This window comes from Streptomyces montanisoli (assembly GCF_017813245.1).
Lineage (GTDB): Bacteria > Actinomycetota > Actinomycetes > Streptomycetales > Streptomycetaceae > Streptomyces > Streptomyces montanisoli.
In genome coordinates this window covers 22710-31695 of record NZ_JAGIQL010000075.1, presented here as the reverse complement: position 1 = coordinate 31695, position 8986 = coordinate 22710, and the positions used below count along the sequence as shown (strand labels likewise).

Sequence of the window (8986 nt, the reverse complement as noted above, 5' to 3'; positions counted from 1 at the left end):
ACTTCCGGAACGCGTTCGAGCTCCTGGTGGCGACGGTCCTGTCCGCCCAGACCACCGACCTCAGGGTGAACCAGACCACGCCCGCCCTGTTCGCCAGGTACCCGACGCCGGAGGACATGGCGGCGGCAACCTCCTCGCGCTGCTGCGCCACGGAGCCTGGTGGTCGGCCGTCGCCCTGAACGCGGCGGGCGCCCTGCTGCACGTCGCCGCCCTCGCCTGCGGGCCCCTCACCGTCGTGCAGCCGCTCGGGGCGCTGACCCTGGTCGCCGCCGTGCCGCTCGGCGCGTACCGCGCGGGGCGCAGGGTCACCAGGGGGGAGTGGGCGGGCACCGCGTACACGCTCGCCGGCCTGGCGGCGATCCTGCTCGCGGCCGCGGGCGGCGGCCCCGCCGCGGCCCTCTCGCTGCCGCAGGCAGCCGGCGTCTCGGCCACGGCGGCCGCGCTCACCGCGCTCCTCGTGTTCTCGCTGCCCGGCGCGCGCCCGGGGCTGCGGCACGCGATCGCCTCGGGCCTCGCCTCCGGCGTCGCGTCCGCGCTCACCCAGACCGTCACCGTCACCCTCACCGGGCACGGCGGGATGCCCGGATGGGGCGCCGCGCTCGTCGTCACCCTCGTGGCCGCCTTCGCGGTGGGCGGCCTGCTCCTCGCGCAAGCCGCATACCGGGGCGGGCTCGGCGCACCGCTCGCGCTGCTCACCCTCGCCAACCCGGTCGCCGCGTCCGCGATCGGAATCATCCTGCTGGGCGAACGGATCCAGGGGGGCGCGCTCGGGATCGCGGCGGCCGCCGCCGGGTCGGTGCTCGCCGCGCGCGGCGTCGTCCTGCTGGCACGCGAGGCCCGCCCCGCACGGCGGCCGAACAGCGACAACGCGCCGCGCGCCGGCGGCGGACGGCCGGGCGCGGGCACCGCGGACTCGGTGCCGGCGCAGCCCGAGAGGCACCGCGCGGAGCGCGCGTGAAGCTCGCCTGTGGACCCGGTTAAGAAATCCTCGATGGACGCCGGAGGCCGACTGAGGCGAGATTGGTGGCGGAACACGATCATCCATCTCGTCACCGCCGGGAGCCCCGCCGATGAAGGCACTCGTGAAGCAGACCGCCGAGCCAGGGCTGCGGCTCATGGACGTGCCGGAACCCGAGCACGGCCCGGGAGACGTGCTGATCAAGGTCCTGCGCACCGGCATCTGCGGCACCGACCTGCACATCAGGGCGTGGGACGGCTGGGCCCAGCAGGCCATCGTCACCCCCCTGGTCGTCGGCCACGAGTTCGTGGGCGAGGTCGCGGCGGTGGGCGACGACGTGGCCGATGTGGCCGTCGGCGACCTCGTCAGCGGCGAGGGCCACCTGGTGTGCGGCAAGTGCCGCAACTGCCTCGCGGGCCGCCGCCACCTGTGCCGCAACACCGTCGGCCTCGGCGTCGGCCGCGACGGCGCGTTCGCCGAGTACGTCGTGCTGCCCGCGAGCAACGTCTGGGTGCACCGCAGCAAGGTCGACCTGGACGTCGCCGCCATCTTCGACCCCTTCGGCAACGCCGTGCACACCGCGCTCAGCTTCCCCTCGCTCAACGAGGACGTGCTGATCACGGGCGCCGGCCCGATCGGCATCATGGCCGCCGCGGTGGTCAAGCACGCCGGCGCGCGCAACGTCGTCATCACCGACGTCAGCCCCGAGCGCCTCGAGATCGCCCGCAAGGTCGGCGTCTCGCTCGCCCTCGACGTGTCCCGGCACACCATCGCCGACGCGCAGGAGCAGCTCGGCCTCAAGGAGGGCTTCGACATCGGCCTGGAGATGTCCGGCAGGCCCGAGGCCGTGCGCGACATGCTCGACAACATGACCCACGGCGGCCGGATCGCCATGCTCGGCCTGCCCGCCGACGAGTTCGCCGTCGACTGGTCCAAGATCGTCCAGCACATGATCACGATCAAGGGCATCTACGGCCGCGAGATGTTCGAGACCTGGTACGCGATGCAGGTGCTGATCGAGGGCGGCCTCGACCTGAGCCCCGTGATCACCGGGACCTACGGGTACGAGGACTACGACGCCGCGTTCGACGAGGCCGCCACCGCACGCAGCGGCAAGATCATCCTCAACTGGAACGACTGAACGACCGACCTCGGGAGCCCATCACATGTTCGCGTCTGTACGGGACGACCTGCGCGCCACCCTCGACGAGATCCGCGAGGCAGGCCTCTTCAAGCCGGAGCGGGTGATCACCAGCCCGCAGAGCGCGTCGGTCGCCGTCGGCGCCGACGGCTCCGGCGCCGACGGCTCCGGCGCCGAGGTGCTCAACTTCTGCGCCAACAACTACCTCGGCCTCGCCGACCACCCCGACGTGCTCGCCGCGGCCAAGGACGCGCTCGACCGCTGGGGCTACGGCATGGCGTCCGTACGCTTCATCTGCGGCACCCAGGAGATCCACAAGGACCTCGAAGCGCGCCTCTCGGCCTTCCTCGGCCAGGAGGACGCGATCCTCTACTCGTCCTGCTTCGACGCCAACGGCGGCGTCTTCGAGACGCTCCTGGACGCGCAGGACGCCGTCATCTCCGACGCGCTCAACCACGCCAGCATCATCGACGGCATCCGGCTGTCCAAGGCCGCCAGGCACCGCTACGCCAACCGTGACATGGCCGAGCTCGAGGCCAGGCTCAAGGAGACGCAGGAGGCCCGGCGCCGCCTGATCGTCACCGACGGCGTGTTCTCCATGGACGGGTACGTGGCCCCCCTGCGGGAGATCTGCGACCTCGCGGAGCGCTACGACGCCATGGTGATGGTCGACGACTCGCACGCGGTCGGCTTCGTCGGCGACGGCGGCCGCGGCACGCCCGAGCTGCACGGGGTCATGGACCGCGTGGACATCATCACCGGCACGCTCGGCAAGGCACTCGGCGGCGCGTCCGGCGGCTACGTGGCCGCGCGTGCCGAGATCGTCGCGCTGCTGCGCCAGCGCTCCCGCCCCTACCTCTTCTCCAACTCGCTCGCGCCGACGATCGCCGCCGCGTCCATCAAGGTCCTCGACCTGCTGGAGACCGCCGGCGACCTGCGCGAGCGGCTCAAGGCCAACACGGCGCTCTTCCGCCGGCGGATGTCCGAGGAGGGGTTCGAGATCCTCCCCGGCGACCACCCCATCACCCCGGTGATGATCGGCGACGCCGCCGAGGCGGGCCGGATGGCCGAGCTGCTGCTCGAACGCGGCGTGTACGTGATCGGCTTCTCGTACCCGGTGGTGCCGATGGACAAGGCGCGCATCAGGGTGCAGCTCTCGGCGGCGCACTCGACGCAGGACGTGGAGCGCGCGGTGTCGGCGTTCGCCGACGCGCGGGCCGCCCTGCACGCCTGACCCTGGGCAGCACCGTCCGTTCCGGGGCTTCCTCGTGGCCCTGCGAAAATGGGGGAGTGATCGACCCCAAGCGCCTGCGCGTCCTGCGGGCCGTGGCGGACCACCGTACGGTGACCGCCGCGGCCGCCGCGCTGTACCTGACGCCCTCCGCCGTCTCCCAGCAGCTCGCCGCGCTCGAGCAGGAGACCGGGCACGCCCTGCTGACCCGCAGCGGGCGGGGGGTACGGCTGACCGCCGCGGGCGAGATCCTGCTGACCCACGCCAACGCGGTCCTCGCGCAGCTGGAGCGCGCGGAGGCAGAACTCGCCGCGTACGCGGGCGGCGCGGCCGGCGAGGTCACCGTGGCGTCCTTCGCGACGGGCATCGCCGAGGTCGTCGCGCCCGCCGTGCGCGGCCTGGCCGCCGCGCACGCCGGCATACGGGTACGGGTGCGGGACGCGGAGGGCGACGAGAGTCTGCCGATGGTGCTCGACGGCGAGGCGGACGTGGCGGTCGCGGTCGAGTACCGGGGCGCGCCGCGCGAGGACGACGTGCGGCTGTCGCGCGTGGCGCTGTACGCGGAGCCGTTCGACGCGGTCCTGCCGGACGGCCACCGCCTCTCGCCGCACCCCGAGGTCGAGCTCGCGTCGCTCGCCGGCGACGACTGGATCGGGCAGCACCCGGGCAACCCGTGCTACGAGGTCACGCAACTCGCCTGCGAGCGCGCCGGGTTCGCGCCCCGGCTCGTGCACGCCTCGGACGACTTCCACGCGGTGGCCGCGCTGGCGGGCGCGGGCGCCGGCGTCGCGCTGGTGCCGCGCTCCGCGCTGCGCGGCATGGAGCTGAAGGGCGCGGTGGTACGCCCGGTCTCCGGCCCGCGCGCCACCCGCCGCGTCTTCGCGGCGGTGCGCAGGGGCGCGGAGACGCACCCATTGATCGCCCCGGTCCTGGCGGCCCTGAGCGCGGCGGCGGACGGCCTGACGACCGGCTGAGCGGCCGCGCCGCGCGCGGCGACCGCCTGGCCGGCCACACTTTCGGCAGCGCACGGAAGAGCGCGGATGCGGCACCACGGCGTTCGGACCGAGGCACACGAGCGGGCCGGCGTGATGAGCCCTGCCATCGCGCCGGTCGCCGGGTCCGCCCGCCGGAGGCGCTGCGACGTTGCCCGGCTCGTGCCGCGTCAGCGCGGCCGTGCGCCCGGGAGCGCCGTGGGACGGCGCCTGCACCGCCGCCCGGAGCGGCGGCTCGGCCCCCCGGCTCGGGGGCGGCATGACGGCCCGAGCCCGGACGGTCCCGGCGCACATGGGCCGCGCACCACGTGCGGGCGGCCCGGACACCGCCGGCCCGGGCAGTGACGGCTCGGGCACCGCCGGCTCGGGCGGACCGGGCAGGAACGCCCTGCGTCCGGCGGCGGCCCCAACTCGACCGGCGAGACGTGCATGGACAAGGGGGACGGCCCTGCGCCCCGCGGCGGCCCCGCGGGGCCGTCAGGTCAGCAGGGCCGGCGTCGCCCGGTCCAGGACCGATGCGACCCGCTCCCACGCCTCACCGTCGCGTTCGACGGGCTCGAGCTCGGGGCCCGCGCCCGTGCCCCAGGCCGTCGCGAGGCCCACCGGGTCCTCGCCGGTCGCGGCGGACGCCGCGAGCGCCGCCGCGCCCAGCGCGACCAGCTCGCCGCTCCGCGGCACGATTACCGCGCGGCCCGACAGCCTGCGCACCGTCGACGTCCAGGCGCGGCCCTGCGCGCCGCCGCCGATGAGCCGCAGCGGCCGCGCCGCCACCTCGGGCGCCGCCGGGTCGAGGCCGCACGCCCGCAGCACCTCGTCGAGCGCGCGCAGCACGGTGAAGGCCGCGCCCTCGTACGCCGCCCCCAGCAGCTGCTGCGGCGTCGTGTCGTGCCGTATGCCCGTCAGCAGGCCCGCCGCCGTCGGCAGGTCGGGCGTGCGCTCGCCGTCCAGGTAGGGCAGCACGACGGCCTCACCGCCCGGCACCGCCTCCTCGCGGTCGAGGCCGAGCAACTGCGCCACCTTGTCCACCGCAAGCGTGCAGTTGAGCGTGCAGCCCAGCGGCAGGTACGAGCCGTCCGCGGCGGCGAAGCCGTTCAGCGCCACCGAGTCGGGGCGCGTCGTGGTCGCGGCGAAGACGGTGCCTGACGTGCCGAGGCTCAGCACCGGGTGGTCGAGCAGCCCCTGCCCGCCGAGCCCGAGGCCGACGGCCGCGCTCATGTTGTCGCCGGTGCCCGCCGCCACGGCGATCCCGGACGGCAGTCCGAGCGCGTCCGCCGCTGCCGCCGTGAGCGAGCCGGCCCGCGCCCCGCCCGTCGCGGCGACCGCGGGCAGCAGCGGCTCGTCCAGGTGCAGCAGGTCGAGCAGCACCGGGTCGTAGCCGCCGGTCGCCGTCGCGTACCAGCCGGTGCCCGAGGCGTCGCCCGGGTCGGTGACCGCCTCGCCGCACAGCCGCTCGGTGAGGAAGTCGTGCGGCAGCCGCACCGCTGCCGCCGCCTTGGTGACGGCCGGCTCATTCTCCCGCAGCCACTGCCACTTCGTCGCCGTGATCGAGGCCACCGGCACGGACCCGGCGCGCGCCGTCCAGGACGCGGGCCCGCCGAGCGCGTCCGTCAGTGCGGTGGCCTGGGGCGCCGAGCGGGTGTCGTTCCAGAGCATCGCGGGCCGCAGCGGGCGCCCGGCGCCGTCCAGCACCACCAGGCCGTGCTGCTGGCCCGCGACGGCGATCCCGGTCACCGCGGACGGGTCGGCCCCCGCCTCGGCGAGGGCGGCCCCGACGGCCTCGCCGAGGGCCGTCCACCACTCCTCGGGGTCGCTCTCGCGGGCGCCGCCGTCGCCGGTGACCCGGTGCGGCGCGCGGCCCACCGCGAGCAGTTCGCCGGTCGCCGCGTCGGTGACGGCGGCCTTCGTGGACTGGGTGGAGCTGTCCACGCCGATCACGAGCGGGGATCGCGGCATGGGGACCTCTTCTCGAACGGGCGGCTTGCGGCGCCTTTTTGAACGGTGGCGAACAAATTACGGGAGACGGGGCGGCCCCGTCACGCGTGCGGGGCCTTTGCGCACCCGCAGCGCCGTGCCATATTAGTCATGTCAGAAAACAAAAAGGTTCGCACGAACCTTGAGGCAGCGAAGGCGGCCAGGGGCATGACGGAACGCTTCACACCCACCCGCGAGGACAAGTTCAGCTTCGGGCTGTGGACGGTGGGCTGGCAGGGCAGGGACCCGTTCGGCGACGCGACCCGCCCCGCCCTCGACCCCGCCGAGTCGGTGCGCCGCCTGTCGGACCTCGGCGCGTACGGCGTCACGTTCCACGACGACGACGTGATCCCGTTCGGCGCGTCGGACGCGGAGCGCGAGTCGCACATCAAGCGGTTCCGCCAGGCGCTCGACGCCACGGGGATCGTCGTGGAGATGGCCACGACGAATCTCTTCACCCACCCGGTGTTCAAGGACGGCGGCTTCACGGCCAACGACCGCGACGTCCGCCGCTTCGCGCTGCGCAAGACGATGCGCAACATCGACCTCGCCGCCGAGCTCGGCGCGGAGACCTACGTCGCGTGGGGCGGGCGCGAGGGCGCCGAGTCCGGCGGCGCGAAGGACGTGCGCCTCGCGCTCGACCGGATGAAGGAGGCGTTCGACCTCCTCGGCGACTACGTGACCGAGAAGGGCTACGACCTCAAATTCGCCATCGAGCCCAAGCCCAACGAGCCGCGCGGCGACATCCTGCTGCCCACGGTCGGGCACGCGCTCGCGTTCATCGAGCGCCTGGAGCGCCCCGAGCTGTTCGGCGTGAACCCCGAGGTCGGCCACGAGCAGATGGCCGGGCTCAACTTCCCGCACTCGATCGCGCAGGCCCTGTGGGCGGGCAAGCTCTACCACATCGACCTCAACGGGCAGAGCGGCATCAAGTACGACCAGGACCTGCGGTTCGGCGCGGGCGACGTGCGGGCCGCGTTCTGGCTCGTGGACCTGCTGGAGAGCGCGGGCTGGGACGGCTGCCGCCACTTCGACTTCAAGCCGCCGCGCACCGAGGACTTCGACGGGGTCTGGGCGTCGGCGGCCGGCTGCATGCGCAACTACCTGATCCTCAAGGACCACGCGGCGGCCTTCCGCGCCGACCCCGAGGTCCAGGAGGCGCTGCGCGCCTCACGCCTCGACCAGCTCGCGCTGCCCACCGCGCAGGACGGCCTCGCCGGACTGCTCGCGGACCGCGGCGCGTACGAGGAGTTCGACGCCGAGGCCGCGGCGCAGCGCGGGATGGCGTTCGAGCGCCTGGACCAGCTGGCCATGGACCACCTCCTCGGCGCGCGCTGAGCCACCGGCCGCCCCCGCCCGCGCGGCGGGTGGGGGCGGCCAGAGCGGCCCGCGCCCCCGCGTCCCCGTGCCCCTGCCGCTACGCGCGGCTGACGTACGCCGACGGGTCCGCGAGCACCGCGCGCACCACCAGTGCGGCCGCCCCGCGCGCCGCGTCACCCGCCGACGACGAGGCCCGCAGCCGCCCGCTGCCCGCCGGCCAAAGACCGGACACGACGCGGGCGGTCAACTCGCGGTCCACCGAGGGCGAGAGCCACGGCATCAGCGTCCGGTAGATCCCGCCCAGTACCACCGCGTCCGGGTCGAAGAGGTTCACCGCACCCGACACCACACGCCCGAGCATCCTCCCCGCACGCCCGACGGCCTCCAGAGCGGTGGCGTCCCCGCCGCGCGCCCTGCGCGCCAGCTCGGTGACGCCCGGGACGCCCGCGTCCGGGTCCATGCCGGCGGCCCGCAGCAGCGCCGACTGGCCCGCGTACTGCTCCAGGCAGCCGCGCGCGCCGCACCGGCACAGCGGGCCGTCCGGGTCGACGACCACATGGCCGATCTCCCCGGCGAACCCGTGTGCCCCGCGCAGCAGTTCGCCGTCGATGACGAGCGCGCCGCCCACCCCGATCTCGCCCGTCAGGTAGAGGAAGGTGCGCGGCGAGCCGAGACCGCCGAACCACAGCTCCGCGAGCGCCGCCAGGTTCGCCTCGTTCTCCGAGCTCACCGGCAGCGGGCCGGCGCCGGGCCGCAGCCGGGCCAGGGCGCGGGCGAAGTGCTCCTCGGCCGGCACCCGGTTCCACCCCAGGTTCGGCGCCTGGCGGACCGTGCCCGCGGAGACGAGACCGGGCAGGGCGAGCTCCGCGCCGACCGGCGCGAGGTCCTGCTCGGCCGCCGACTCCAGCGTGCGCGCGGCGATGCGCGCGCCGCGCGCGAGAACCTCGGCGGGCGGCGCGCCCCGGTTGTCGATGTGCTCGGTCAGCCGCACCCGGTCGGTGCCCGACAGGTCGACCACGCACACCGACACGTAGTCGATGTTGATCTCGACGCCGATGCCCGCGGGCCCCGTGCGCGCCATCTTGAGCACGGTCCCGGGCCGGCCGGCCTGGCCGCTGAACGTCTTGCCCGACTCGCTGAGGAACCCGCTCCCGATCAGCTGCTCGACGAGCGAGGACACCGCGGCCCTGGTCAGCCCCACCCGCGAGGCGATCCCGGCGCGGGTGGCCTCCCCCTCGTCCCGAACGGCGCGCAGCACCAGGCTCAGGTTGTGCCGGCGCACCGTCTCCTTGCCGGCCTTCGCGCCGAGGGAGACCGGTGGCGTGTGGTTGGTGTCCATGTCTGGGGCGACCCTATGCGATCACCCCCGCCCC

The 8986-nt window shown here is 74.9% G+C and carries 6 protein-coding genes and 2 pseudogenes; 6 read left to right on the top strand and 2 right to left on the bottom strand.

What is annotated here, in order from left to right; translation table 11 throughout:
* The 5 genes and pseudogenes from JFN87_RS18790 to JFN87_RS18770 all read left to right on the top strand — a co-directional run.
* Positions 1-128, top strand: a pseudogene (locus JFN87_RS18790) (endonuclease III domain-containing protein); the annotation flags it as partial.
* Positions 107-958: pseudogene (locus tag JFN87_RS18785) on the top strand (DMT family transporter); the annotation flags it as partial. The pseudogenes JFN87_RS18790 and JFN87_RS18785, both read left to right, overlap by 22 nt.
* A 112-nt stretch (positions 959-1070) precedes the next feature.
* Complete coding sequence (tdh, locus tag JFN87_RS18780; RefSeq protein WP_209341450.1) at positions 1071-2099, top strand: L-threonine 3-dehydrogenase; 1029 nt, start codon at positions 1071-1073, stop codon at positions 2097-2099.
* A gap of 25 nt (positions 2100-2124) precedes the next feature.
* Complete coding sequence (locus JFN87_RS18775) at positions 2125-3333, top strand: glycine C-acetyltransferase (RefSeq protein WP_209341449.1); 1209 nt, start codon at positions 2125-2127, stop codon at positions 3331-3333.
* A 56-nt stretch (positions 3334-3389) separates the two neighbouring features.
* Positions 3390-4304, top strand: a complete 915-nt coding sequence (locus tag JFN87_RS18770; RefSeq protein ID WP_209341447.1) for a LysR family transcriptional regulator — start codon at positions 3390-3392, stop codon at positions 4302-4304.
* Between the two features lie 495 nt (positions 4305-4799).
* Here the strand turns inward: JFN87_RS18770 and xylB are convergent, their stop codons facing one another.
* A complete protein-coding gene (xylB, locus tag JFN87_RS18765; RefSeq protein ID WP_209341445.1) occupies positions 4800-6275 on the bottom strand; it encodes a xylulokinase in 1476 nt (491 codons plus the stop codon).
* Positions 6276-6461: 186 nt separating this feature from the next.
* Here xylB and xylA point away from each other — a divergent pair, with 186 nt between their 5' ends.
* Positions 6462-7631: a xylose isomerase gene (gene xylA, locus JFN87_RS18760; protein ID WP_209341454.1), complete on the top strand. Its 1170-nt coding sequence runs from the start codon at positions 6462-6464 to the stop codon at positions 7629-7631.
* A gap of 79 nt (positions 7632-7710) precedes the next feature.
* Here xylA and JFN87_RS18755 read toward each other — a convergent pair whose 3' ends face one another.
* Positions 7711-8952, bottom strand: coding sequence for an ROK family transcriptional regulator (locus JFN87_RS18755; protein ID WP_209341443.1), 1242 nt, complete (start codon positions 8950-8952; stop codon positions 7711-7713).
* Positions 8953-8986 lie beyond the last annotated feature (34 nt).